The following is a 23118-nucleotide window of genomic DNA, read 5'->3' as shown; positions in this document are numbered from 1 at the left end:
TCAATGAACATAGAAAAAACTAATAACTGGAAGTTAATGAAGTCCTTTTTGAAGAAAAGGCGTAAAGACCCCTGGGCAAATCCCAGTTATGTGCTCTATTTTCTCATCGTTATCGTTTTAGTCGGAACCTTTGGCGTATTAAAAGATATAATTGAGATGCAATGGTGTTGGTTTTGTGGCTTTGACGACATCAAGGTTAAAAACTTTTCTTTCAATGTTACCAATATAAGTTTGTCTCTAGTTACAGCCTCAGTAATAGACTTAATATTTATAACAAAAAAAACAGTGAGGGGTGAATCAGCTGAGACTGACGAATTACGGATAGAAAGCATTAAAAAAAGTATAAGAATATTTGGCTTAGGTAGCCTAATCGTCACGTTTGTTATATGGATAATAGTTAATAATTTTATAGCAGAAAATATAATTAAGATTATTCTATCTATAATATGCCTGCTATTTTCTTATTTCATTTGGTGGATTTCAAGTGTCAGAAACAAAATACTCCATGACAGGTTTAATCCTTTCAATACTTTAGGTAAGGAAAGAACGAATAATTCTGGACCTGAAAACCCGAATGGAGGAAGAGAGGAAGGAGCGACGCTTTCTGGCAATATTACAGATTTTAAAGTAGATTAATCATGTCATTGAAATACAGAGTTATAGAAGTTAACCAACCATTAGGAACGTTTTATGTCTTTAAAATATCAGCATTCGATTTAAGGCAATTGGTTGATACAGAACCATATTATCTGAGTCTGGAAAATAACATATTTGAAAACGACGGTGTCCAGAGAAAATTTGACGAAGACAGAGGAAAAGAAATCGCAAATTTTCTAAAAAGTACAGAAAGCGCTTTGCCAAATTCAATAATTATTGCAGGAAATACAAAGAATTTCGAGGAAACAGATCAATGGAGAGTTGAAAAACAGAATATTGGGGGATGTACTGACGACTATCTAATAATACCTGAATTAAAAATAAATGGAGCTGTTATAGATGGTCAACATCGTCTGTTTAGCTTCAAACACCTCAGTAATGATGAACAAAAGAAATATGAGTTACTTTGCACACTATATTTAGATTTACCAAATCCATATCAAGCCTATATATTTGCTACCATAAATATGAATCAGCGTAAAGTAAATAAAAGTTTAGCTTACGATTTGTACGGATATGACTTAAGCGAAGAAGAATCTAATAAATGGTCACCTGAAAAATTAGCTGTATTTTTAAGTAGAAAATTGAACACTGATGAGCATTCGATATTTAAAGGCCATATTTTATTAGCCGCGAATAATGATGAAATATTAAGTAAACTGTCAGACTCTACGCCTATTGATTGGGCAATTTCCACTTCTGCAATGGTAGAAGGAATCTTATCCTTGATAACCACTAACGCTAAACGAGATCGTGACACACTTCAAATGGTCTCCCATGATCATAGGTTTAGATCTGTTTTATCTGCAATAAAAAGTAGTGCGCCATTAAGAAAATATTATATTGAAAATAATGATTTGCTCATTTATACTATACTTATAAATTTCTTTAAGGCCAGCTACAATGCATTATATAAAGAAGGAACAATTTTATTCAAAACTGTAGGAGTTCAAGTCCAATTCGTTGTATTGAAAAAGATCTTGCATCAACTTGATACGGATAAAAATATAAGCATTGATTACTTCCAAAATGAGTTAATAAAATATTTTTTTAACGTGGATAAGATTGATTTTACTGACCAGTTTTTTCAGTTCTCTGGCATTGGCAAAACTAGAATGAAAAACGTCTTACTAATCAATATGGGGTTAATGACCATAGACGAAATAAAAAACAAAAATGATTTCCACGAATACAGAAGACTACTAGGATATGAATGATTGTGATTTGAATAATTTATTTTTGAAAAATAAGATCCAATGCATTTGAATAAATTGGCAATTCAATTTTTTCTACGCCAAACTCTTTCTCCATCATTAGTTCAACAATTCCGTGTCCATCGACTAATATAATGGGAACTGCGCCCATTTGAAGTGATGCATCCTTTGCTTCTTTAGAAAAATTTGAAGTAGTAAAAAATATGCCTTGCTGAAACTTACCTTGTATATCTCCCCTAAATTGGCTAACCTTGGGGCGACCAACGGTCTGAGCCCATCGCTTGCATTCAAACGCAACCTCCATCGTAGCAATTCCAATCTTTAGCTCACCATAGCCATCAATACCACCATCCCTAGTTTTCCTAGTTACTTTAACATTTCGAAATCCATATACCACTAATAGCTTTCTGCAAAAATCTTCAAAATCCTCAGGATCAACACTGCCTAGTTGCTTTAGAAGATTCTTTTTAAAAATTACATTAAATTTCTTTTGAAGTTCGGTGATTTCCTTATATGGAAGCATTTCCTTCTCAGGTTTCTTTTCTTTATGATTATTCTCCTGATACGATTTGTCCTTGAACCAAAATGTACCGTCCTTTAAGAAGATAAAATATTTCGTTTTACTAGAAGACTTAACATTAATATTCTCACTATGTCTTCTAAGAACCGTTCTAACAATATGCTCCGGATCTTCCGCTTTAAAAACATATAGGTTTTTCTCAACTATTTGCAGATAAATCTCCTTAACTCCCAACGGTTCATTTCTATCATTGTATGATACTCCCTGTTTGCTGGACAACTTTTTACTAAACTAAGATATAATTACGATACATTTTTAATTTCCTGATAGAACTTTTCATCTGGTGTTATCCGTCCTAATGACTTGTGCCTTCTCTCGGTGTTGTAGAAGTGCACATAATCCTTCACCTGTATGTACAGGTCAACCCCACCATTGGGTGGATTGAGATAGATCTTCTCCCTTTTTAGCGATCCCCAGAATCTTTCAATGTAGATATTGTCCAGCGCCCTACCTTTGCCGTCCATTGATATTTTTACCTCATTTTTCTGCAAGGCTTTCACAAAAACTTCAGATGTAAACTGGGACCCCTGATCGGTATTGAATATCTCGGGCTTACCATGCCTTTGGATAGTATCTACCAGTACATCCCTGCACCATTCAGCATTCATTGTATTGGATACGTCCCAGCCCATTATCTTTCGGCTATATACATCGATGATAGCAAACATATACATAAAGCCCTTGAACATGGGGATGTAAGTGATATCCGCCTGCCATACCTGAGCAGGCCTTTCGATCTTAAGGTTCCTGAGCAGGTAAGGAAATTTATAGTCTGCCTTGTTTGCTTTGCTCAGATTCTTTTTTGGATGTATGGTTTTCAGGTTCATGAGCTTATACAGCCTGCGAACCCGCTTCTGCCCAACGAAATAGCCCAGATCCTGCCTCAAATAGTCCGTCATCCGCTCTACCCCGTAAAAGGGACAGTCCAGAAACTTACGGTCTATGGCATTCATAACCTGCAGGTTGAACAGAGATTCTCCCTTGGGTTTAAAATAATAACTGCTCCGGGGCAACTCCATAACTTTGCACTGCCTGTAAACGCTCATTTTCTTATAGGAAGGGCAAACAAGCCCGCGTTTCTCGTCAAGACTCATTTGCCCAATACTTTTTTTAAGAAATCAACCTGTATCTGTAGTTCCCCGATCTTGGAATAAAGCTCTTTCTCTTTGGAGTCATCCTTTATCGGGCTTTTTTCTGTCGTAAAAACCGATTCAGCATTATCCAGAAATTCCCGCTTCCAGGTGTTGATCTGGGTCGGGTGCAACTCGTATTTAACGGCTACTTCCTGAATGGTCTGCTGTTCCTTGATAGCTTCTATGGCTACCTTCGCCTTAAAGCTGGCACTGAATTTCCTGCGTTCTTTTTTCATTTTCTACTGCTAATTTAAACATTTAGGCAGTTGTCCAGTATTTGGGTAGTATGATATTGAGAACTTTAAAAATCGCCTCCTTAATTGTATATTTCTTCTTATGACTTGCACTTATACTTATCATAAATTAATACCTTTTTCAGTTAATTCTACAAGAAAATCAAATCCATCGATATTATTAACTTTCTGAAATTCGTCATTGATAAGGTATAAACCATCGTCCAAATGAAGTTTCACATATTTAGCCAAATCCTTATCCGTCTTATAGATACCATAATGCACACATAACATACCGATATAGACATCGTAATGATCTCCAAACAAAACCGATCGAGAATATTCCTTTCCGCCTGAATCAGCGAGTTCGTTTAAATCTAACTTACGATCCATTGACAAGGAATAAGTGTAGGCCATTCGGGCTATGATATTTTCTGTACCAAGGTTCAGCTTACGAGTAAGCTGTGCCACCACATCTTTATTTTCTTTGCTCGTCTTAACCTGCGTAAACATGCTGCTCACTTTCTATTTCGTTAAACAATTTATCTACCGGCACTGCCCTAAACTGTGAATACCCCTCCATATTGTCAATAACATACACATTATTTACATTCTCTTTCAAACTGTCATATTCGATCTCGGACAGTTCTTTTTCGAGTAATGGGAATAGTACAACCTGGTCAGAGATAGTCGGGTAAAACTCCTTGATGATGTTCTGCGAGTGAAATTTATCGAATTTCTGTAGAGGACTGTCAATAAATACTGGGAACTGGATACCAGATTCGTCCACCAGTGCTTTTAATAAAGCCGTTGCATAAAGTTGCTGCTCGCCCTTGGATAGCGATTCTTTATCAATAACATGACCATTCTTATCCAGCAAATCAATATCCATCACATCGCCTTCGACATTAACCTTAACATCTTTGACGAAATCATTCTTATGCATGATCCTTCGTAAACCTAACAGAATCGATTTTTGCAAAGAATATTTTTTGTCTTCCTTGATTCGCTGTATAATCAGGTTGATCCGAGCCAAGAGCTGTTGTGTGACCTCACTCTTGGCTCGATCAGCATCAATCAGTTCAAACTTCTTTTCATATTCGGAAAGCACCCTATGATTGACAGCCAACTGTATTTCAAGGTTATTCGACTCTTCTTCAAGCTTACCTTTGTCAGTAGCCAACTGAAATATGCGTTGATCTATCTTTTCTTTATCCTCTCGAAGTTTTTGAGCCAAAGGATTGTCTTTTCTAGCCTCCGCTTGCTTAAGCTTGTAATAAACTCTAGATATAGCCAGGCGGTTGTTTTTATCCTCTTGTACAATATTGGTAAACTGGCTCTTAAAACCATTCTGAATATTGAATAGAATTGCTTTGAACTCTCGATATTGTTCGGGGCTATAGTCTAACAGTATCTCAGCTTTATCCCCCTCTTTATGTCCTATTCCCTCCGTCAAAACTTGTTTGAATAGGTTGCCAATACTTTCACTTTTTTCATTGGGAATTTCGAGTAACCTCAGTCTTTCGATAAACTTCCTCTGGAAGTCATCCAATTGTGCCGGACTCACATAATAATCTGTAGAGGCCTGTTTTTCTATATCTAGTTGCCTATCCAGTTCAATCAGTTTTTTCCCTGCCATCACCAATGGTACAAGATCAAACATTTTCTTTAACCTAGACCGAATGCCATCACCAATATTTCGGAGTTCAGCATGCTCTTCTTTAAGCTCTTTTAATTCCTCTAAAGTTATACCATTACCCTCGCGAATCAACTTTTCTTGCAACGCATCAGACAGCAACGTTAGCTTTAAGAACTCTTCCTTTACGTGTAATTGCTCTTCTAAATTATGCGCTACCAAAGAATTTATCTCTTGCTCCTTATCAAGTAATTCTTTTAACTTCTTCTCTTCGTCTGGCTTAGCACCATTACGACGAAGTTTTATCAGGAGGGTTTCGAGATTCTTTTTTAAATCTTCGTATTTCTTAATCCCTAAAACTTCAGCATACGCACGGCTTAAATTTTTCAGCTCAGCTTTCGATTTGGCTTCAGCTAGTGTGACGATCTTCTCTGCGTCAAAGAAAAAGAATTTGGCAATTTCCCTAGGTAGTATAAAATCATTTATAAAAACTTCATAGCCTACCTCTTTTGTTAACTCGTTTTCTAAACCATCAATTAAAACGATGAGACTTTCTGACTCTGTAGCCAAATCATAGGATCTTCTGATAGTAACCGAGTTACAAGGAATTGAGGGTATCGATAGATTCTCAATATCAATTTCTACAGAGAATTTAGCAGACAAAGCAGGATCATTCTCGAATGCTGCCTTCACGTCGCGATTTAATAATGTAATCAAAAACTTCTCATATCCTCCGGCATTCTTAATATCTCTTCTATATTTTTCTTCAACCTCTGCCATCATCTTTCCATAAAACACCCAGATAAGTGAAGTGAGAAAAGTGGTTTTACCAAAACCATTTCTGCCCGCAATGATACTGATGTTCTTTTCAGATGAGGGATTGAATTGGACTTGGTTTTCTCCCTTGTAAATTCTGAAATTATGGAATTTGATTCTTCTAATCTTCATGTTACAATTTATTCCGCTGTTTCTTTCGCGAACTTTTCTATCCTATTTTCTATGTCATTATGCAGACCATATTTACTAATGAGCAAAGTTTTAGTCTCTTGTAACGATATGAGATTATCAATGAGGTTAAAGTATTTCATATCATCCTCACACACTTCACGCATAATGCGTTTCTCGGTATTATCTAATGACTTAATATTATTTGTACTGAAATCTCGATCATAGATTGTCCGATATAACTCACCCACGGTATGGTCAAAATACATATCGCGATTCCATATCACCTGAATAGCTATTAATTCTTGATTGTTAATGAGCGTGACATCAGGTCTTTCTTTTTGAATCTCTTTCTGAACCTCAAGCAATCGCTTTAATATTTTATATCTGTAGCCGGCTGTATATGTTCCGTTGTTTTCGCCGTCCTCGTTAACGGCTTTCATTCCATTTCTACGTTGATCCATCCTATTTTCCGGAAGGTTTCTTTCCTCAACCAACCAGTTTCTAAAATCCAAAAGAGGCTGCATCCAATCACGGCCATTATTGACTAAAGAAGTCATGGATTTATCGTTCTTAACTACAGTACACGTCCAACAACCGAATCGGCTCTGCCCACATGAAGTATGATTTTTGTCCGTCACCACTGTTGGGCACTCGTAATCATCTGAACTGGCGTCAGCATAAATTTGGAACAACACATTATTGTCGAATCCCCATGGAGAAGGTACCGCGTTAATAATATACCATACCTCTTCTAGCATCAATTCTTTAATCGGCGCGTAGGTATACGTATTTGGCGACGTTTGGTGTTTGGATAATCGTCTTCCAGTGACCTCATGTCTTCTGATAGAACGTTCGCGCGTTGCACTCTCGTCATATCTTGTACCAAGAAGTACAATGGCCTCTCCCATTTCGTCTATTTGCTCTAACAGAAAGTTAGATGTTGGTTTAATTTTCAACTTATCGGTGCACCAGCGAAATGAATTATTAGGAACAGGATACCCCTTGCCAATGACATTAATCCAAAATGTTTCTTCTAACTTTGGAGTGGTCTTCTTCACAAAAATTGGAAGATCCTGGTTTCTCGCTTCGGCTTCTATCTTCTTTAAAACTCCTTCCACATAAAAAGCTATAATCGGATTTTCAACCATAGTATCATTACAAACTACATAGACCTTTCTCCGTAACTGGAATGGATATGGCATTTTTTCTCTAATTCGCAATAACGCTATCCAAACTAATGTAAGTACAACCGTAGAATCTTTTCCACCACTAAATCCGATAATCCAAGGTTTATCTGATCTATCAGCGTAAGCGTACTGATCTATAATATCATCGATAATAGCTTCTATTCTTTTGCTTTTTATTGTGTACATACTACCCTATAGAGATGAAAATAATTTTTATTCAAAATTAGCTATTTATTATCGTTAAAAATAGGAAAAATACGACTATTACCTTAACATGATCAATTAAAAAGTTATAGACACTGACAGCTTTTTTCAACAAATATCTCTCTGAATTTGATCTTAGCCGATTAGCTTACAGCGATCTTGTACATTTTCGGACGTTGGAAAGCATGGTCCTGCACAAAAATAGTTTGGTTTTTTGTATTCTCTTATTATGAAACAAGAAATAAGACTATAGATTAAAAATCAAACAATTAGCACACAAACTATCATTGCGCCACTATTTGCATTCTATAATATTTCATTTAACTTTGCAAGAACAGTACACGCCACGCTACCCATCAGAACAGCGTCCCAGGGCGTGTCTTTTGCTTTTAACCAAACCAATATGAGAATTGACATGGCTAACTACTGTTATAATCACATTATTTTTGACGGGACTGCCGAGAGCCTTTATGGACTAATAAAGTTTATCAACGAATCCATTAAGCAACACGCACATGACGATACAAGTCGCCTTGACTTAAAACGCCTAAGCCTATCACAGGTGAACGATGACCTGATAGCTGTATTTGGCGCGCGAAATTTTGAGGTCTGTATCCTAGAATACAATAGTGGCGAAGGAAACCGAGTCAACGTCTTGCACAGCATTCCTACCGACACAGATAGTCTAGCGACTTGCGGCCAGCTAATCCTCACGGGAGAATCGCCGTGGTTACCGATTCATGGCCTGATAAGCATCTTATGTAAAAAATTCAGCCTACGAGCCGAATATGATTATGAAGAAGGGTGCAACTACCTGGGGCGCGCTTTCTTCAATACAGATGGCTCGCTACGCGAACGTGAATATGATAACTATTGGGAAGCCTTGGCGGCACTTGAACCAGACCGTTATCAAAATACCGCAATGGAGGATTTTGAACAATTCGAAGACGTTGCGGAGTTTTCGGATTCAGAGTTACTTCTTTATGCTCCGATTGCGATAAAAGACAAATTGCTACACGATTATGAGCAGTACTATAGCTTTGTTGATAGGTAGGACGACGAATTTTGCTATATTTAACGCATTATGCTTTACGTAACCTGTGCCATCATAGAACACGAAAATAAAATTTTAATCTGCCAACGATCCGAACGGATGAAACTTCCGCTGAAATGGGAATTTCCCGGCGGCAAAGTTGAATCTGGCGAAAGCAAAGAAGATTGCCTGAAAAGAGAAATCTGGGAAGAGCTCGGATTGGAAATTGAAGTCGGAGTCGCGCTCACGGCAGTGGAGCACCGCTATTCTGAACTTTCACTCTGCCTCTACCCTTTTCTATGTAAACCGACTGGCGGTTCTTTAGCTATTGCCGAACACGCGCAAGCTATCTGGGTTGATAAAAGTGAATTACAAAATTACGATTGGGCAGAAGCAGATGTGCCTATTGTGAATGAAATCATGCAATTATGGAGTTAGGGATATACGAGAGCTTAATCACCGAACAACTCGAACAGCGTCTTTCCCAGCTGGATCGTAATCATTATTTTATTGCGGACGACAAAAAGTTGGACAGCGAAGAAGCAGTCTTTTATTTGAGTGCACATCTGAATAAAGCCATTGCGAATGCGTTGAAGGCTATAAAAGTAGAGAAAAAGGATCTCCTAGTTGCTAAACAAATAGAGATATCGAATAATCTACTGAGGTACCTTACACAGCAGATTAGCCAATATAACTTTGAAGAGGATTTGCTTGATGCAGAAGGGCGTATTTTACAGGGTGTATTAGATCAATTGCATTCTGATTATACCGACATCCGTTTACAACTAAAAGAAATTACACCATTATCACGACTGACACAAAGCGAATTGTTCACGGGCGGGAATGTCGGTCTTTCTCTGGATGGTGAACTTAAAAAGGAAATCCGATCTGCCGATCGCGTAGACCTATTGGTTTCCTTTATCAAGTGGAAAGCGATTGTGATCCTAAAAGATGCATTGGAAGAGTTTACCAATCGGGGTGGTATACTCCGGGTAATTACCACAACCTACATGGGTGCCACGGATGCAAAAGCGATTGAAGAGCTTTCCAAGCTTAAAAACACAACGATAAAGGTATCGTACAACACAGCAAATGAGCGGCTACACGCGAAAGCCTACCTTTTTTACCGCAACACGGGATTCCATACGGGATATATCGGTTCTTCCAACTTTTCGCGCTCGGCATTGACAGATGGGCTGGAATGGAACGTGAAGGTAACAACGGCAGAGATACCGCATATCATTGATAAGTTTCAGAAGACGTTTGAGTCATACTGGAACAATGCGGAGTTTGAGCTGTATACACCGGAGAAACTGGTCCGTCTGGACGAAGCATTGAAACAAAATAAACTAGGAAAAAGTACAGACGAAATCGTTCAGTTTTTTGATATAAAGCCATATCATTACCAAGCGGAAATTCTAGAAAAGCTAAAGGTGGAAAGGGATGTGCATGGCTCCTGCCGTAACCTCGTAGTAGCTGCGACAGGCACGGGAAAGACGATGATCTCCGCATTCGATTTTAAGAATTTTCTTAGAAAGAATCCGAACGCCAAACTGCTGTTTGTAGCGCACCGTATTGAGATTTTAAAACAGTCTTTGCACACGTTTCGAAATGTATTGAAGGAATTTAACTTTGGCGAGCTTTACGGAGATGGTTATGAACCTCGAAACAAAACCAATGTATTCGCCACCATTCAGACGTTGAGCAGATTGGATTTTGCTACCTTCTGCACTGCTCACTATTATGATTATATCGTTATCGATGAAGTACATCACGCCGAAGCTAGTACATATAAAAAGGTCACGGAATATTTTAAGCCTAAAGTGCTTTTAGGTTTGACCGCTACGCCTGAACGTATGGACGGCAAGAGTATTTTGCCAGACTTCAACCACCGCATCGCAGCGGAGATTCGGTTGCCGGATGCGCTGAACAATAAATTACTGTGCCCGTTTCAATATTTTGGTATCTCGGATAATGTCGATTACAGCAGTGTGGCCTGGAGAAATGGTCGGTATGATACGGAACAGCTGAGTAATATCTATACGTCAAACGATACGCGTGTGGCTAATATTATCGAAAATCTCGTAACCTACTCGAAAGATTACCGCGACGTTTGTGCTGTTGGATTCTGCGTGAGCCAGGATCATGCAAAGTTTATGGCGCGTAAGTTTAACGACGCCGGGTTGCAAGCGGACTATCTAATTGCTGAGAATGCAAGTAGACGAGCGGATGTATTAAATGCACTCCGACGAAAAGATATTCATTATTTGTTCGTAGTAGATATCGTAAACGAAGGTGTAGATATTCCAGAAATTGATACCGTATTATTTCTAAGGCCAACCGAGAGCTTGACCATTTTTCTACAACAGCTCGGTCGCGGTCTTCGTCTCCATGATAACAAAGATATATTGACCGTATTGGATTTCGTAGGGAATGCGCGGGATGAGTATGATTTCGAGAACAAGTTTAGGGCGCTAATAGGCAAAACAAATACAACGGTATTATCGGAAATTGAGCGGGATTTTCCGCATCTACCGCTAGGTTGTTCGATTGTGTTGGAGAAAAAGGCAAAAGAATATATCCTCGATAATATCAGGAAAGCTACACAGCTAGGTAAGCGCCAATTGGTAGCGCGAATCCAGGGATTTCGTAATCATACGGACAAGCCATTTACATTGGCAAACTTCTTAAAGTTTTATAATCTGGAGCTCAAGCACATTTATAAACATCACCTATTCTCTACACTTTGTGCGGAGGCTTTCGGCACGGGCTTGGATAGTGCAAATCTGGATCGTTATAAGGCGATGTTAACGAAAAAATGGATTGTGACGGAATCGCTTAGTTACTTCCGGTTTCTAATCGCTTTGATTGACGTTGATTTTGATTTGACCCAACTTGCACCGACCGAGGAAAACCGCTTGATGGCGCTTATGCTACACTATGATTTTTATCAGACGGCTTCTGATGAAATGACTTTGGAAGAATCGATAAAAATCATCGGCTTGAATAAGGATTTGGTGGCGGAGATGAAGGAATTTCTAGAAGTGAAAATCGATAAGATTGGATTTGAAGAGATTCCTTGTGTGGATTTGGGCTATTCTTTTCCTTTACAGATCCACGCATGTTATACTAGGGAACAAATATTGGTTGCCATGCGCTTAAGTACACTGGGAAAGAAAAGTTCAAACCGGGAAGGGGTAGCGTTGAATAAAGCGCTAAACACAGAAGCGTTATTTATCAATCTGAAGAAAAGTGAGGAGGACTTCTCTCCTACCACTTTATATGATGACTACGCCATCAATGAGCTGTTGTTCCACTGGCAGTCGCAAAACCAAACGGCTGATTATTCGGATAAAGGTCTGTCCTATATCACCCAAAATGAAACCGGAAAGAAGATCCTCCTTTTTGTGAGGGAAGCTATCCACGATGCGGACGGTTTTACGCAAGGTTATGTGTTTATAGGCCCTGCCCACTACGTCAGCCATACGGGATCGAAACCGATGTCTATTCAGTGGAAGCTAGAAGAACCTATCCCTGAGTATCTTTGGACCGCGTCGGCGAAGATGGTGGTTGGGTAGTTATAACAAAACCTCTTCCTCGAGATACTTGATCAAATCGTCATCATCATAATGCATCACAGCATCATCAACATAGAAAAAGATCTGCTCATCTATTAGGCGGGCTTCTTCTGAAGTATAACCGCCTGTTTCATCCATTAGTTTGTCGTTCAATGAAGCTGGAGCGACATCTACCTCTCCAAACGCTGGACTGCTTATGGTTCTTATTAAATAAGAGGTCTGATCAAATTTTAATGTCCGCATAATGTTAGTGTTTTCGATTTATGATTGTTATAATCAAAAGTACTTTTAAGCGTGAGCAATGGGGCCATAGGGGTGTCAAAAGAGCATACAGCCATCTGCGTTTTTGTCGTATTGGTTCGCAATCGTCACGGTGGGGCCGGCAATATAGGCGAGATTTACGTAAAAGATTTGTCGTTAGCGGTTAGTACGGAGGTTTAACGGCAACAGATTTTAGCGAAAAACAAAATAAGCGTTAGGTCCGTTCTTCCATTACATGCTAGTTTTTACGTAAATTTACGTCATGCAAAGCTACGATGAGGAGGAACATAGGATTAAGGTTCCGCGTTTTGAGGAATCGGCAGGCTTCTATACCAGTAAGCAGCGTAGCCATATCATGTCCCGCATCAAGGGTAAAAACTCGAAGCCCGAAATGATCCTACGGCGCACACTGTGGGCAAAGAATATCCACTTCCGCCTGCACGACAAGAGCCTACCGGGGTCTCCCGATATCGTCATCAAGAAATATAAGCTTGCCATCTTTGTAGATGGCGAATTCTGGCATGGTTTCGAATGGAAGAAAAGGCAGGCCCAGATTAAATCCAACCGCCAGTTCTGGATACCGAAGATAGAACGCAACATGCAGAAGGACGAACTGGCGAACCGCGCCCTACGGAATATGGGATACACGGTTTTCCGCTTTTGGTCGCAAGATATCCTGAAAAACCTACCGAAGGTGATCAACCAGATTGAGCTGTTCTTGGAGGCGCGGAGGATGTTTAGGTAATGCTTCACGTAACCTGTGCCATCATAGAACATGATAATAAAATCTTAATCTGTCAACGCTCTGCTTCCATGAAGCTTCCGCTGAGATGGGAATTTCCGCTCCGCCTCTACCCTTTCCTATGTAAATGGACTGGCGGTTCGCTGGCTATTGCCGAGCATGCGCAGGCCATCTGGGTGGATAAAAACGAATTACAGCACTACGACTGGGCGGAGGCGGACGCACCGGTTGATGGGTTTATCCGCCATGAACTTGCAAAATTAAATTAAGCTCTATTTCACAATTTAAACTCTTTTGATATTCGTCTATAAATCATCCCACCATGTACAGACGACAGCGCGGTATCCACTTCGTAAACACCCATAAATCGATAAACGACGACACCTAGATTGTCGACGAATCTTGGGAAGACAATCCGACGATCTCTTTCGTCTATCAGTTTTTGAAAATGGCGGGAAGCGTTTTCCAGACTCAGAGGTTTCTCTTGTATTAGATCACCAAATTCCAGATCGTGCTCCTGAAGAACTTCCACTTCATCTAACAATTTGTTATCCCAGAGGCTATTTTTATAGAATTTAGGAAACCAAAGTTTATAGCCCGGATATTTTTTACTCCGAAAAAAGGATTTCTGCATACCATTAACATTTTGTCCTAAGAGATTAGCTGCCGCCGCTATTGTACGAAATCTAGGCCTATCCTCGACAGCTAACTTACCTGATGAAACAATTATCTTCTCATTAAACTCATCTTCAGAATGCCAAGGAACAAAAGCGTCGGATTGGCGTAACTTGAGGATTTCTTGAATTATTTCATCAATTTTTTTGTTGAACAGTTTTATATCTCCTTTTACACTTTCGATATTGATTCTTCTAAATTCGTGTCCTTCCGCTGCCTCTATGACATCCATCTCACGTGCCAAGTCCTCGTCTTTAAACTTTCCGTGTGCTGGCTCGTCGATCTCGATGTGTAAATTGAATTGCGGGAAGTAAAGATCCGTTAATGCTCTACCGGTAGGTCTCTTTACATATTGCTGTGTGATGAATTGGATATCATCCGCCTCATCGCCGACTTTATGTAAAATTCTACTGACGACATAATTTTCGTATTTTTTTCCAAAACTACGACGGAGTTGATTTAGGTTATAATCTAATAATTTCATAATGTTGCTTGCTATTATATATCTTTCTTTTTTTTAATGCTCTTGTGCATTCAAATTAAAAATTTGATACTTCAATATTAAGATTTGCTTAGGTTAACTGACCCAAACAGCTTCCGAAGCCTTTCTCTCGACATTTGCTCGTCGGCTGGCGTAAGTATGCTTTGTTTATTGCCGGCTACATTCAGTACCTGGATTCCATTGTCTACAATAAACGCTAACAGTGCATCGTCATTTGGATTGATACAGTATTCCCTGGCCAGTTTCAGTGCGATTTGGTCAATTCCGGTCTGACCTCCTGAAATCACCTTGTTTAGCTGAATAATCATAGTAATTATTTTTAATACAAAAAAATGTTACTCAGATATTCAATGATATTTCACTAATTCGAAAAAAAATTCTTTAGACCCTGACTTACAGGTTTATAAAAAACTCCCATAAACTAGAATATTTGAAATAAATCAAGACCAAGACAAATATACGGATTTAACAGATAGTAGTATCCACCACCCGGGGCGGTAAAATTATTCACCTATCAATCAGTCGAATAAAATACATTTTTAATCTTACGGAAATTTTGTGCCTCTGGCAAGTATCATTCTCCTAAAAAAACACAAAATGAAAAAACTGATTTATTTTCACGGATTGGGATCAAGCAAAAATTCCCGCAAGTTTCGTTTGCTAAAAGATCATCTGGGCGACGATTATGAATTGCTCTGCGCGGAATGGAATGTACATACCGATTTCCGAATCCTGATGTTCAACATCTTCAAACGATTGCTTAGTGAACCGGAAGTTATACTGATTGGGGATTCCACTGGTGGAAACTACGCTTGCCAGATGAGAGATTTGTTAACGCAGAACAATATTAAAGCAACGTTGGTCCTCCTTAATCCGCTTTTATCAATCGATAAGCGAATTGCCACGTTTCCTTTTCCCGAAAGACTCTTAGAGAGTTTGCAGAATATAAGGCAGGTAGATGATTGCTTGTCCATAACCAGCATCAACGATGTGGTCATTGATCATTCGTTAATTACCTATGGGCCCGGGACCAGCAGATTGATCGTTGATGATGTTCATCAGCTTCTGCATTTCGAACGCTATCTACCGCATATCGATCGGTATATAGACTCCCATAATAGGATCAAAAGCAACCATATACAACTAACGGAAGAGAGAAATGAAATACAATAAAAAAGTAGAGAATCGACTTACACGGATTAACAATACACTCAGGAAAAATGAAGCTGGTTTTATTAAGTTATATAGCAAACTGAAAGGGTTTGTTGAATTGCTGGAAAATGAAGGAATTTTACTTGACTACAACTTTGATGAGGTGGTTAAAGCATACAGCCCGAACCATAAGGCACATCTGAAAAGCGCTACTGCTTACCATGAGCCAATAATTGAAACGAAAGGGATGACATACATGCCCTTGTATATAGAGGATGCAGAATACAGAGAGGCGTGGGATACTTATTATATAGATTCCGGTTACGGCTGGGCTTCCCCGTTTTGGGAATCGCTGACATGTAATCGTGCTGAATTATCAAGGAAAGATATATCCACCATAAATAAAATAGTGATCGGGGTAAAAATTGATTACCAAATAGGTGTAAATACAAATCTAAGCTATCGACATAGGATGCCTTATTTTAAAAAGTATGCGTTACTGAATGAAGAGTTGATAAAGGCTGAAAGGAAGCTGAAACGCATCATCGAACTGGAGCGCAACGTATGTGCGGAGCTCTATGGTAAAGGTTGGATTACAAAAGATAATGTAGATCAACGACTCAGTGTTTTTACGATCAATAGACGCGTAAATGAAGATAATTTCTCTTATAGCGGTAATCCTTTTTGGGAAAGCTACATAGACTGGGTAAAGTTGTTCAGACTTGGCATGGAAAATAACAAATGGTATTTCAGCTGCCCTGAAAAATTTCACAAAACCCCTTCTTGTTATTCGATGAGTATGTTGGCTAAAATGATTCATTTACCTCGAAGAGAATTACCTGTAATTGATGCGTTCTGGATGGACTATACCGTAACATATGGCATGGTGCTGGAAATATGATCTGCCAGTTGTAGTTCTAGAGAGAAGTACCTACATTTGCATCAACAGTACACGCCACGCTACCCATCTGAACAGCGTCCCAGGGCGTGTCTTTTGCTTTATAAAGCTATCACAAACTCTTACCTTTACCTCATGCTTCACGTAACCTGTGCCATTATAGAACATGATAATAAGATTTTGATCTGCCAACGATCCGAGCGGATGAAACTTCCGCTGAAATGGGAATTTCCGGGCGGCAAAATTGAAAACGGCGAAAGCAAAGAGGATTGTCTCAGAAGAGAAATCCGGGAAGAACTGGGCTTGGCGATTGAAGTTGGATCGGCGCTTACTGTGGTAGAACACCAATATCCTGAATTTTCGCTCCGCCTCTACCCTTTTCTTTGTAAATGGGCTGGTGGTTCGCTAGCTATTGCCGAACACGCGCAGGCCATCTGGGTTTCTTACAATGACTTAAAAAACTACGATTGGGCAGAGGCGGATGTGCCGGTAGTAAAGGAAATTACTAGTTGAAATTGCAACATTTACATCTTAACTTTACTGCACCAGCGTACAAATAAGCCGAAATATATGCAAGAATTTATTCAACGAATTATACGGTCCTGGAAAGGCACCGAATTAAACCTAAAAGAAGAAAGGTACGTTAATCCTCTTGAAGCTTACACCGAGAAAAAAGAAGAGATGATCAGATCTGCTGCTACTTTTTTACCAAAAAATTATCCAATTGATGAATCATTGCTGGTAGAGGCGATGAATGAGCCGATGTTTGCATCCGTCGCTAGCGCACACGAGTATCTGCTCTCTAGAGCTAAAAAAATGAAGTCTATACGAAGACCTCTACCTATAAAAGAGAAATACAGTTATTTTTTATGGCAGACCTTTTGTAAAGGCAAGAAAGAATTGATCGAGGTATTCTCGAAAGATGAACGCTTAATCGAAATAAAAGAAGAAAAAATGGAATTATCCGCCGCAAAAGCAGATATACTGATATTGTCCAGTGGAGGGAGTCATTTCGGTGTAAACCATCTACTTTCAAAAATCGATTTGACGGATAAATATACTATTATCTGTTCGATATTTTCAGAGAGCGAGATTCGGGAACATGTACTTTATCGAGTAGATAAAACAATCAATCCGTATAAAATTAAACGCGAACTAGCTAACTTTGATTTTATTGAAGAGATAATCAAAGAAGCAAGCAAGGCCTAACCAGGGCGGAAGCGGATATGCCGGTTGTTAGGGAATTATTATTTTACTGAACGGGAAACTTGTTAAGATATGTTAAAATGCTGTTATATCAGGAGAAAGGCACAAGAATTGATAATATTTTAGCAATTCATAATTTAGGTTAATAATTGGTTAGTTAGTAAAAATCCTGAAGCTCCCCGCCTCAGGATTTTTTGTTATTATCGCAATTCGTCTATTTGAGATAGGTAGGCAGCTTATCCATTTTGGAGATGTTCTTCAGAACCCAAGATGCTCGTAAAAAACTTCGCCGGAATCTCTGTTGCATAGACAGATGTCATGGAAATGCATTCACCGATTTTTTTACCGCAGTTACCGAGAAATGCCGGAGCTTGGTCTAATCGTTATTCGGTAAATAAGCCTACTACCCTACCTTTGAGATATCAAATAAGAAATAATAGATATTAAATATAAAACATTAAAAACTACAGACATGAAAACGACATTGAAAACTATCGCAGCAGCTTTGATCATGGTTACATCCCTAAGCTCGTTTGCTTCGGAAAAAGCCAATCCTTTGAAAAACGTGGAATCAAGCATGATTCTGAATACATACCTAGAAACGGTTACCGTGGGTAGCATCGACCTGAACAAGTTCCTTTTTGCGGATGATTTCCAGTACCGCAACGTGAACAACAACGACCGCGCGGGCAAAAAGGAATACATTAAACACCTGAAGGCCAACAAGGGAATGCAATATGACTGCAAGAGCAGCTACGAGATCCTATCGCAAGACGGAAGGGTATGCGTAGCCAAGGCAACAATGGCATTTGATAACTTTACCCGCGTAGATTATATCACCTTGAACCAGGGAAAGGACGGCTGGAAGGTGAGCAAGGTGGAAACGACTTATCCGTAAAAGGCTTTAGATTTTTGTTTAGTTTAGTTAGCAAAGCCTGCGGATGCAGGCTTTGATTTTTTCCAAGCTTATACCCAAGGGAGTGTGTATAAAAAATAAGCAGTCATATTTATATTTTCCTTTCGCAAGTTCCTGATACTATGCCGCGCACTCTGCGCGAAAAATATCCGTCTCCGCCTATACGACAAGAGCCTCCCGGGCTATTAACCATTTGCTTGGAAACAGGCCATTTCCTCGTATGATTGCCCTATGCATAATGTTACTTTATTAACCTTGCATTATCGCTCTGATCTTCGTGGTAATTCTTATAAAACCACGGTACGCCAAGCCTCCCCTTAAATATCCGTACCTCGACCCGGACATCGGCGATACTTTCTTTAATCTCATCGGAAAAGAACAACCCCATACCTCTCGTTCCCCAAGCAGTATTATCAAATTTGATATAATCAGGATCATTTCCGGGTATAATAATAGGAATAGGCCATACCGAACGTGTCGTACCCTGCTCCCATCGCAAAGTTTCTCCGGCATCAAACATATTGGCAAGCTTTAAAGCAGAAGTACAGTATAAACTGAATAATACAAACACAGCTAAACATAGTATCCAATTGTATATGCTGGATATATACCTACCGTGATACAGTACAAAACCGACAATAAATAGTGTAACGACCAACCCAAACACAATTCCCCACTGGAAAAATAACAATTCACGCTCGGCATGCACATTATCAAACATAATGAACGTAAACACAGCTACGGACACAAATGTTGCACCCCAAAGCTTTGCTAGTGGCTTCTGGGCAAACAGCCTGCTGTATTGGATAACGAGCGTAATTTGCAGCGCTACCGCTACACATAAAACAACGGCAACCCACAATTTAAAATATAAAATATCGATTAGGGTATAGGCACATGTGAGACCCGTCGTGCCCAACGAAAGACAATAGGCGAGAAAGGGCAGATTATACTTATGCTTTTTAAAAAAATCATCAAACATCTGCTGTGTCTCGTCCATAACCACTTTTCGCTGTTGCACACTGATCTTGAGTTTTTCGTTCTTCCCATTCTTGGCATATTCTATATTGGATTGGACAATTAACCGTTTCCTGCTTATCCATTTACTAATTTTATAAGAATAATCTCGCTTTTTATCTTCTCCAGGGAAGATGACGAGTAGATTCAAATTGAAATCTCCAATGCTCACCAAATCTCTTTCCCAACGATAGGATAGTTTTCCGCGCTTCGGATCGAAAACGTCGATCCCGTTTCGATATAGCACGGCGCTCCAACGGAAAACATAACGGGTGTAGTTGAAAAATTTATATAGTATGACTATAAGCAAAATGGCTACCAATTCCGAACCTCTTGGTATAGGAAGTGGATACCCAAGTAGTGGTATAAGCAACAAGGTTATTACCGCTATTATGGTAATAAACAGGCAAATTAAAGCGACACGATAAGCGACGGAATACGTAATAGTTTGACTTGAATCTTTATCTGTCATGAGATAGTTAGTATTGATTATCGATAAATATAAGAAATATATAAGTAATCACAAATTCTCTTGACGTAGCGCCGCAAAATCAATATTGACCAGATTACGTGCCCTAAGGAAAGATGTGCGTAGCCAAGGCAACGATGGCATTTGATATCTTTACCCGCGTAGATTAATTATTCCGTGGAGATCCGTATTATTCTACTTTACGTTTTTTATGAAGTTTCTCAATCTCGCGACGTTGTTTATTGTTCAGTTCCATATATTCATAATCCATGACGGGTTCTAATGCCATACGGATCTTGAAATTGAATTCTCGCGCGTATACACCCAAACTTAATATGAAAGCATATCTTAAAGTTCTAGAGATGAAAATCGATAAGATTGGATTTGAAGAGATTCCTTGTGTGGATTTAGGCTAAGCCATACGGGATAGAAACCGATGTCTATTCAGTGGAAGCTGGAAGAACCTATCCCTGAATACCTTTGGACGGCATCAGCGAAGATGGTGGTTGGGTGACTTCTACTTCTCCAAACGACGGTAAGTGCTAATTCATTCACCACACACCCAGATCATCTTCACCAGTTCTTTCTGTTCCCAAAAGAGATGCTGCTCTTCTGCCGTCAGATCCAGTTTGCTGCCTTCTTCATCATAATAACTCGAAATCGTGTTGCACGCAGGGCCTATGTACCAATGCACATATAGTACACGCTCATTCCATTTAAAAAGCCCTATTCGAGGGTCACATGTACAACCTTCCGTCATGTACTGCCGCAGGGAATCAGGCACATCACCTAGATCCTGCTCTTTTTCCTTGGTACATGCATGTAATGCGATGGTAAAGATGGCTATCAAAAAATATAGTTTTTTCATTTCAAATAATAATTAATCTTTTTAGAATCTATAATGAAAGCTGTTTTTTAATAATATGTAGCAATAATGCCATAGATGTATTTCACATATAGGCGCCGTATAAAAATATAAACGGCACCCCTAGATTAAACGCTACAAGAGTAAAACCAATACTACTTATAGGCCGGGCTCTTGTTAATATGTGTTAAATATACACTTACTAGAAACGAAATGCGTGCTTTAGTCGTTATATTTGTACTTCATAATTTTAGGTTTATAATTGGTTAGTTAGTTAAAAATCCTGAGGCTCCCCGCTTCAGGATTTTTTGTTCAGTACCGGACACCGGCTGTCCGACGGTGAACAGCCGGAAATCCCCCTAAAAAACACAAACACCTTTAAAACAGCGTATTGAATACTTTGGCAGCTGGCTTGCAATTCTTTTGGTATGAACAGACAAGTAGATATATGCATAGCGCATTCACCGATATTTTTACCGCAGTTACCGAGAAATGCCGGAGCTTGGTCTAATCGTTATTCGGTAAATCTACCCGCTGCCCTACCTTTGAGATATCAAATAAGAAATAGAAAAAATAATATACACATCACATTAAAAACTACAGATATGAAAACGACATTGAAAACTACATGGAGAACTATCGCAGCAGCATTGATCATGGTAACATCCCTAAGCTCCTTTGCTTCGGAAAAAGCCAATCCTTTAAAAAACGTGGAATCGGACATGGTAATTGGCTCCTATATGGAAGCTGTGACCGTGGGTAGCATCGACCTGAACAAGTTTCTTTTTGCCGATGATTTCCAGTACAGCAACGTGAACAACAACGACCGTGCGGGCAAAAAGGAATACATCAAATATCTGAAAGCCAACAAGGGTAACAAATATGACTGCCGGAGCAGCTACGAGATCCTATCGCAGGACGGAAAGGTATGCGTAGCCAAAGCAACAATGGCATTTGATAACTTCACCCGCGTAGATTACATCACGCTGAACCAGGGCAAAGACGGCTGGAAAGTAAGCAAAGTGGAAACAACTTATCCGTAAAAGACTTTAGATTTTTGTTTAGTTAGTAAAAATCCTGAGGCTCCATGCTTTAGGATTTTTTATGGTATATAAGCCGGATGAATATTCGACCAAATCACGATAAAACTGGTGGATAGTAATTGATCGCGATTTTGCAGAAGAGAAAAAAATGATTATTTTTAGGTAATAAAAATTACATCTACAGTTTTGGGTAAAGGTTACGACCCTTTAAAATCTTTTGTTGTTTTTGATAGTGAAATTGAAAGAGCTCGTTCCCGTATAAAAATTGATGTAATGAAAGAAATGATTGTTTAAATAAAATATAATCGAAATGGAAGAAGCAACTAATCGATGTACAGCACCTAGAGACTTTATTGTTGTATTTAAGTCTGGAGCAATTATTAATATAGAGAAGGCATGCCTATTTATAAAAACAGTTGGGGGAAGACCAGGTAAAACGTATGAATTTTACAGAAATGAAGCAGGCCAAGATAGACTTATATCAAGTTTTTTTGATATAAACTCTGTAGACGCCATTTTTAAAAAATAAAACTAATTATGTCGTTTTTGGTGCTAATCTCGTAGTACGGATACTGCTGTCTCAGGACTCTAAGTGTATGGTTCGTTAGCTATTGCCGAGCATGCGCAGGCCATCTGGGTTTCTCACGATGAATTAAAAAACTATGATTGGGCAGAGGCGGATTTGCCAATTGTTAATGAACTCTTATAATTATGAAAATAAAAACAATCTTCATTAGAAGTCTTTTTCTAACAGCACTCTGTTTGTTGTTTACCCATGCGTTCAGCCAGACAAGAAAGGTGCAGTACTTTTCTGAATATACGATTAGCACGCAGGGAAAAACCAAGAAAGCTAAACTCACGTGCATTCTGCCGCAAGATATTAAGGATATTCTATCATACTACCCAAATACTGGACAACTGCATAAATGTTTAAATTAGCAGTTGAAAATGAAAAAAGAACGCAGGAAA

Annotated in this window: 25 protein-coding genes; 14 read left to right on the top strand and 11 right to left on the bottom strand. The window is 39.1% G+C overall.

All coding sequences use genetic code 11. From position 1 onward, the window contains the following. Nucleotides 1-3: 3 nt before the first annotated feature. Together FXV77_RS09565 and FXV77_RS09560 are read left to right on the top strand one after the other, a co-directional pair. On the top strand, nucleotides 4-636 hold the full coding sequence (locus FXV77_RS09565) for a hypothetical protein (protein WP_148919009.1): 633 nt from the start codon (nucleotides 4-6) through the stop codon (nucleotides 634-636). A gap of 2 nt (nucleotides 637-638) precedes the next feature. Beyond that, a complete protein-coding gene (locus FXV77_RS09560; protein ID WP_148919008.1) occupies nucleotides 639-1874 on the top strand; it encodes a DGQHR domain-containing protein in 1236 nt (411 codons plus the stop codon). A 16-nt stretch (nucleotides 1875-1890) separates the two neighbouring features. On the opposite strand, the gene FXV77_RS09555 is transcribed toward FXV77_RS09560, so the two are convergent. The 6 genes from FXV77_RS09555 to dndC form a co-directional block, all read right to left on the bottom strand. Then, a complete protein-coding gene (locus FXV77_RS09555; protein WP_148919007.1) occupies nucleotides 1891-2670 on the bottom strand; it encodes a restriction endonuclease in 780 nt (259 codons plus the stop codon). A gap of 23 nt (nucleotides 2671-2693) precedes the next feature. Further along, a complete protein-coding gene (locus FXV77_RS09550; RefSeq protein WP_148919006.1) occupies nucleotides 2694-3545 on the bottom strand; it encodes an IS3 family transposase in 852 nt (283 codons plus the stop codon). Then, complete coding sequence (locus FXV77_RS09545) at nucleotides 3542-3820, bottom strand: transposase (RefSeq protein ID WP_148919005.1); 279 nt, start codon at nucleotides 3818-3820, stop codon at nucleotides 3542-3544. The genes FXV77_RS09550 and FXV77_RS09545 overlap by 4 nt, the downstream gene beginning before the upstream one ends. A 120-nt stretch (nucleotides 3821-3940) precedes the next feature. Next, the gene (locus tag FXV77_RS09540; RefSeq protein WP_148919004.1) at nucleotides 3941-4330 is read right to left on the bottom strand and encodes a DndE family protein; all 390 of its coding nucleotides are present in this window, start codon (nucleotides 4328-4330) and stop codon (nucleotides 3941-3943) included. Beyond that, nucleotides 4314-6401 carry a DNA sulfur modification protein DndD gene (dndD, locus tag FXV77_RS09535; protein WP_148919003.1) on the bottom strand — a complete coding sequence of 696 codons (2088 nt, stop codon included), beginning with the start codon at nucleotides 6399-6401 and terminating at the stop codon, nucleotides 4314-4316. Before dndD ends, FXV77_RS09540 begins: the two co-directional genes overlap by 17 nt. An 8-nt stretch (nucleotides 6402-6409) precedes the next feature. Then, nucleotides 6410-7774: a DNA phosphorothioation system sulfurtransferase DndC gene (gene dndC, locus FXV77_RS09530; protein ID WP_187444081.1), complete on the bottom strand. Its 1365-nt coding sequence runs from the start codon at nucleotides 7772-7774 to the stop codon at nucleotides 6410-6412. 421 nt (nucleotides 7775-8195) lie between these two features. On the opposite strand from dndC, the gene FXV77_RS09525 reads away from it, so the two are divergent. The 3 genes from FXV77_RS09525 to FXV77_RS09515 are packed head-to-tail and all read left to right on the top strand — an operon-like array spanning nucleotide 8196 to nucleotide 12403. Continuing rightward, nucleotides 8196-8846 (top strand): DUF1281 family ferredoxin-like fold protein, encoded by a 651-nt coding sequence (locus FXV77_RS09525; protein WP_148919002.1) that lies wholly within the window; start codon nucleotides 8196-8198, stop codon nucleotides 8844-8846. Nucleotides 8847-8876: 30 nt separating this feature from the next. Further along, complete coding sequence (locus FXV77_RS09520) at nucleotides 8877-9263, top strand: (deoxy)nucleoside triphosphate pyrophosphohydrolase (RefSeq protein WP_148919001.1); 387 nt, start codon at nucleotides 8877-8879, stop codon at nucleotides 9261-9263. Beyond that, nucleotides 9254-12403 (top strand): DUF3427 domain-containing protein, encoded by a 3150-nt coding sequence (locus FXV77_RS09515; protein WP_148919000.1) that lies wholly within the window; start codon nucleotides 9254-9256, stop codon nucleotides 12401-12403. Before FXV77_RS09520 ends, FXV77_RS09515 begins: the two co-directional genes overlap by 10 nt. Here the strand turns inward: FXV77_RS09515 and FXV77_RS09510 are convergent, their stop codons facing one another. Next, nucleotides 12404-12646: a hypothetical protein gene (locus tag FXV77_RS09510; protein ID WP_148918999.1), complete on the bottom strand. Its 243-nt coding sequence runs from the start codon at nucleotides 12644-12646 to the stop codon at nucleotides 12404-12406. 280 nt (nucleotides 12647-12926) lie between these two features. On the opposite strand from FXV77_RS09510, the gene FXV77_RS09505 reads away from it, so the two are divergent. Beyond that, nucleotides 12927-13409 carry a very short patch repair endonuclease gene (locus tag FXV77_RS09505; protein ID WP_148918998.1) on the top strand — a complete coding sequence of 161 codons (483 nt, stop codon included), beginning with the start codon at nucleotides 12927-12929 and terminating at the stop codon, nucleotides 13407-13409. Next, complete coding sequence (locus FXV77_RS09500) at nucleotides 13409-13675, top strand: NUDIX hydrolase (protein WP_148918997.1); 267 nt, start codon at nucleotides 13409-13411, stop codon at nucleotides 13673-13675. Before FXV77_RS09505 ends, FXV77_RS09500 begins: the two co-directional genes overlap by 1 nt. Before the next feature lie 8 nt (nucleotides 13676-13683). Here the strand turns inward: FXV77_RS09500 and FXV77_RS09495 are convergent, their stop codons facing one another. Both FXV77_RS09495 and FXV77_RS09490 read right to left on the bottom strand, forming a co-directional pair. Beyond that, the gene (locus tag FXV77_RS09495; protein ID WP_148918996.1) at nucleotides 13684-14565 is read right to left on the bottom strand and encodes an AbaSI family restriction endonuclease; all 882 of its coding nucleotides are present in this window, start codon (nucleotides 14563-14565) and stop codon (nucleotides 13684-13686) included. 77 nt (nucleotides 14566-14642) lie between these two features. Next, nucleotides 14643-14891, bottom strand: a complete 249-nt coding sequence (locus tag FXV77_RS09490; RefSeq protein WP_148918995.1) for a hypothetical protein — start codon at nucleotides 14889-14891, stop codon at nucleotides 14643-14645. A 289-nt stretch (nucleotides 14892-15180) separates the two neighbouring features. On the opposite strand from FXV77_RS09490, the gene FXV77_RS09485 reads away from it, so the two are divergent. From FXV77_RS09485 to FXV77_RS09465, 5 genes are all read left to right on the top strand, one after another. Further along, the gene (locus FXV77_RS09485; RefSeq protein ID WP_148918994.1) at nucleotides 15181-15756 is read left to right on the top strand and encodes a YqiA/YcfP family alpha/beta fold hydrolase; all 576 of its coding nucleotides are present in this window, start codon (nucleotides 15181-15183) and stop codon (nucleotides 15754-15756) included. Further along, the gene (locus FXV77_RS09480; protein ID WP_148918993.1) at nucleotides 15743-16636 is read left to right on the top strand and encodes a hypothetical protein; all 894 of its coding nucleotides are present in this window, start codon (nucleotides 15743-15745) and stop codon (nucleotides 16634-16636) included. Before FXV77_RS09485 ends, FXV77_RS09480 begins: the two co-directional genes overlap by 14 nt. 132 nt (nucleotides 16637-16768) lie before the next feature. Beyond that, a complete protein-coding gene (locus tag FXV77_RS09475) occupies nucleotides 16769-17146 on the top strand; it encodes a (deoxy)nucleoside triphosphate pyrophosphohydrolase (RefSeq protein WP_148918992.1) in 378 nt (125 codons plus the stop codon). A 57-nt stretch (nucleotides 17147-17203) separates the two neighbouring features. Further along, a complete protein-coding gene (locus tag FXV77_RS09470; protein ID WP_148918991.1) occupies nucleotides 17204-17842 on the top strand; it encodes a hypothetical protein in 639 nt (212 codons plus the stop codon). A gap of 469 nt (nucleotides 17843-18311) precedes the next feature. Further along, on the top strand, nucleotides 18312-18737 hold the full coding sequence (locus FXV77_RS09465) for a nuclear transport factor 2 family protein (protein WP_148918990.1): 426 nt from the start codon (nucleotides 18312-18314) through the stop codon (nucleotides 18735-18737). A gap of 259 nt (nucleotides 18738-18996) precedes the next feature. On the opposite strand, the gene FXV77_RS09460 is transcribed toward FXV77_RS09465, so the two are convergent. Further along, nucleotides 18997-20244, bottom strand: a complete 1248-nt coding sequence (locus FXV77_RS09460; protein ID WP_148918989.1) for a hypothetical protein — start codon at nucleotides 20242-20244, stop codon at nucleotides 18997-18999. Between the two features lie 544 nt (nucleotides 20245-20788). Next, on the bottom strand, nucleotides 20789-21109 hold the full coding sequence (locus FXV77_RS09455; protein ID WP_148918988.1) for a hypothetical protein: 321 nt from the start codon (nucleotides 21107-21109) through the stop codon (nucleotides 20789-20791). A 425-nt stretch (nucleotides 21110-21534) separates the two neighbouring features. Here FXV77_RS09455 and FXV77_RS09450 point away from each other — a divergent pair, with 425 nt between their 5' ends. Beyond that, nucleotides 21535-22149: a nuclear transport factor 2 family protein gene (locus FXV77_RS09450; protein WP_246162390.1), complete on the top strand. Its 615-nt coding sequence runs from the start codon at nucleotides 21535-21537 to the stop codon at nucleotides 22147-22149. A 310-nt stretch (nucleotides 22150-22459) separates the two neighbouring features. After that, entirely contained in the window at nucleotides 22460-22678 is a 219-nt protein-coding gene (locus tag FXV77_RS09445; protein WP_148918987.1) for a hypothetical protein, read from the top strand. Nucleotides 22679-23118 lie beyond the last annotated feature (440 nt).

This window comes from Sphingobacterium phlebotomi (assembly GCF_008180195.1).
GTDB lineage: Bacteria > Bacteroidota > Bacteroidia > Sphingobacteriales > Sphingobacteriaceae > Sphingobacterium > Sphingobacterium phlebotomi.
The sequence above is the reverse complement of the archived record's forward strand: the minus strand, read 5'-3'. Positions and strand labels throughout refer to the sequence as shown.

What these genes read in the sequence shown, in the direction of transcription:
- FXV77_RS09520 (WP_148919001.1), top strand. Translation starts at nt 8,877, where the DNA reads ATGCTTTACGTAACCTGTGCCATCATAGAACACGAAAATAAAATTTTA.
- FXV77_RS09475 (WP_148918992.1), top strand. Translation starts at nt 16,769, where the DNA reads ATGCTTCACGTAACCTGTGCCATTATAGAACATGATAATAAGATTTTG.
- FXV77_RS09490 (WP_148918995.1), bottom strand. Translation starts at nt 14,891, where the DNA reads ATGATTATTCAGCTAAACAAGGTGATTTCAGGAGGTCAGACCGGAATT.
- FXV77_RS09510 (WP_148918999.1), bottom strand. Translation starts at nt 12,646, where the DNA reads ATGCGGACATTAAAATTTGATCAGACCTCTTATTTAATAAGAACCATA.
- FXV77_RS09445 (WP_148918987.1), top strand. Translation starts at nt 22,460, where the DNA reads ATGGAAGAAGCAACTAATCGATGTACAGCACCTAGAGACTTTATTGTT.
- FXV77_RS09455 (WP_148918988.1), bottom strand. Translation starts at nt 21,109, where the DNA reads ATGAAAAAACTATATTTTTTGATAGCCATCTTTACCATCGCATTACAT.
- FXV77_RS09460 (WP_148918989.1), bottom strand. Translation starts at nt 20,244, where the DNA reads ATGACAGATAAAGATTCAAGTCAAACTATTACGTATTCCGTCGCTTAT.
- FXV77_RS09540 (WP_148919004.1), bottom strand. Translation starts at nt 4,330, where the DNA reads ATGTTTACGCAGGTTAAGACGAGCAAAGAAAATAAAGATGTGGTGGCA.
- FXV77_RS09505 (WP_148918998.1), top strand. Translation starts at nt 12,927, where the DNA reads ATGCAAAGCTACGATGAGGAGGAACATAGGATTAAGGTTCCGCGTTTT.
- FXV77_RS09550 (WP_148919006.1), bottom strand. Translation starts at nt 3,545, where the DNA reads ATGAGTCTTGACGAGAAACGCGGGCTTGTTTGCCCTTCCTATAAGAAA.
- FXV77_RS09525 (WP_148919002.1), top strand. Translation starts at nt 8,196, where the DNA reads ATGAGAATTGACATGGCTAACTACTGTTATAATCACATTATTTTTGAC.
- FXV77_RS09500 (WP_148918997.1), top strand. Translation starts at nt 13,409, where the DNA reads ATGCTTCACGTAACCTGTGCCATCATAGAACATGATAATAAAATCTTA.
- FXV77_RS09560 (WP_148919008.1), top strand. Translation starts at nt 639, where the DNA reads ATGTCATTGAAATACAGAGTTATAGAAGTTAACCAACCATTAGGAACG.
- FXV77_RS09465 (WP_148918990.1), top strand. Translation starts at nt 18,312, where the DNA reads ATGAAAACGACATTGAAAACTATCGCAGCAGCTTTGATCATGGTTACA.
- dndC (WP_187444081.1), bottom strand. Translation starts at nt 7,774, where the DNA reads ATGTACACAATAAAAAGCAAAAGAATAGAAGCTATTATCGATGATATT.
- FXV77_RS09470 (WP_148918991.1), top strand. Translation starts at nt 17,204, where the DNA reads ATGCAAGAATTTATTCAACGAATTATACGGTCCTGGAAAGGCACCGAA.
- FXV77_RS09515 (WP_148919000.1), top strand. Translation starts at nt 9,254, where the DNA reads ATGGAGTTAGGGATATACGAGAGCTTAATCACCGAACAACTCGAACAG.
- FXV77_RS09480 (WP_148918993.1), top strand. Translation starts at nt 15,743, where the DNA reads ATGAAATACAATAAAAAAGTAGAGAATCGACTTACACGGATTAACAAT.
- FXV77_RS09450 (WP_246162390.1), top strand. Translation starts at nt 21,535, where the DNA reads ATGAACAGACAAGTAGATATATGCATAGCGCATTCACCGATATTTTTA.
- FXV77_RS09545 (WP_148919005.1), bottom strand. Translation starts at nt 3,820, where the DNA reads ATGAAAAAAGAACGCAGGAAATTCAGTGCCAGCTTTAAGGCGAAGGTA.
- dndD (WP_148919003.1), bottom strand. Translation starts at nt 6,401, where the DNA reads ATGAAGATTAGAAGAATCAAATTCCATAATTTCAGAATTTACAAGGGA.
- FXV77_RS09485 (WP_148918994.1), top strand. Translation starts at nt 15,181, where the DNA reads ATGAAAAAACTGATTTATTTTCACGGATTGGGATCAAGCAAAAATTCC.
- FXV77_RS09565 (WP_148919009.1), top strand. Translation starts at nt 4, where the DNA reads ATGAACATAGAAAAAACTAATAACTGGAAGTTAATGAAGTCCTTTTTG.
- FXV77_RS09495 (WP_148918996.1), bottom strand. Translation starts at nt 14,565, where the DNA reads ATGAAATTATTAGATTATAACCTAAATCAACTCCGTCGTAGTTTTGGA.